Genomic DNA, 1,036 nt, shown 5'->3' on the forward strand with positions numbered 1-1,036 from the left:
GCTGCGTTGGAAAACGTCGACTAAAAATGATCAACTCCTCTGTATTAAGGATCAATTGCGTTGGTCCTTTTCAATTGCGAAAGCTAAATGCTTTTGGTTGCTTTGTTCGAAAATAACTCTACCGATGACAGAAACCCAGGATAGAAATACACCGAAAGTCTGGCTACAGGAAATCCTGATATTTGCGTTTCTTTTCATTCTCATGTCGCTGAATGCCTGGAATCAGCTTACGTCCTGGAACGATCTGGGGCGAGCCCTGCTGTTTTTCATACTTTTATACGGCCAGGCCCAGCTTCATCGCTTCTTTTTATTCCCTTTATTATTCAAACAGCGAATCAAGCCCTACATCGCCTATACCCTCTCTGCGTTGGTGGTGGGTAGCTTTATTATCTACGGAGCTAACTTCTGGATTTATCCGGAATTCTGTCCAGAGGAAGGATGGTGGGAAGCGGGCCCTTTTTTATTGGCCGCCCATTTCGTCAGTTTACTGGTGCTCGTAGCTATCTTTCTGCTACAGCGGTTTTATCAACAACAGCAACAACGCAGTACGGACCAATTGCTTCAGCAGGATGAACAAATTCGCTTCTTACACGATCAATTGAACCCCCATTTCTTTTTTAATACGCTCAATAACCTCTACGGAATCAGCCTGCATGAGCCAGACCGAATGCCCAATCTGATTATGCAGTTATCGAAGCTGATGCGGTATCAGGTCGAGAGCAGTCGCCGTTCGCTCGTTTCATTGCAGCAGGAAATAGAATTCATTACCAGCTACGTGACCCTGGAACAGGAACGATTGGGTAAACGATGTCAGATTAGCTATCATTACCCGGCCGAAGAACATCAGCTACAGCGTTACCAGCTGGCTCCCCTTTTGTTAATGCCACTCGTCGAAAATGCCTTCAAGCATGGTACAGGCGACATTAAAGGCTGCTTTGTTCACATCACCCTACAATTAAGACAGAGTCAGTTAATACTGCTGATCGAAAACTCGCTCTCTTCCCATAAACCTAAGGGAGAATCGACGGGGGTAGGT

At 45.7% G+C, this 1,036-nt stretch carries 1 protein-coding gene; it reads left to right on the top strand.

Annotation, left to right across the window (positions count from 1 at the left end; genetic code table 11):
* Positions 1 to 124: 124 nt before the first annotated feature.
* Positions 125 to 1,036, top strand: a 912-nt coding sequence (locus tag BWI97_RS26815; protein ID WP_102203474.1) for a sensor histidine kinase, incomplete at its 3' end; no start/stop codon positions are given.

This window comes from Siphonobacter sp. BAB-5405, assembly GCF_002872335.1.
Lineage (GTDB): Bacteria > Bacteroidota > Bacteroidia > Cytophagales > Spirosomataceae > Siphonobacter.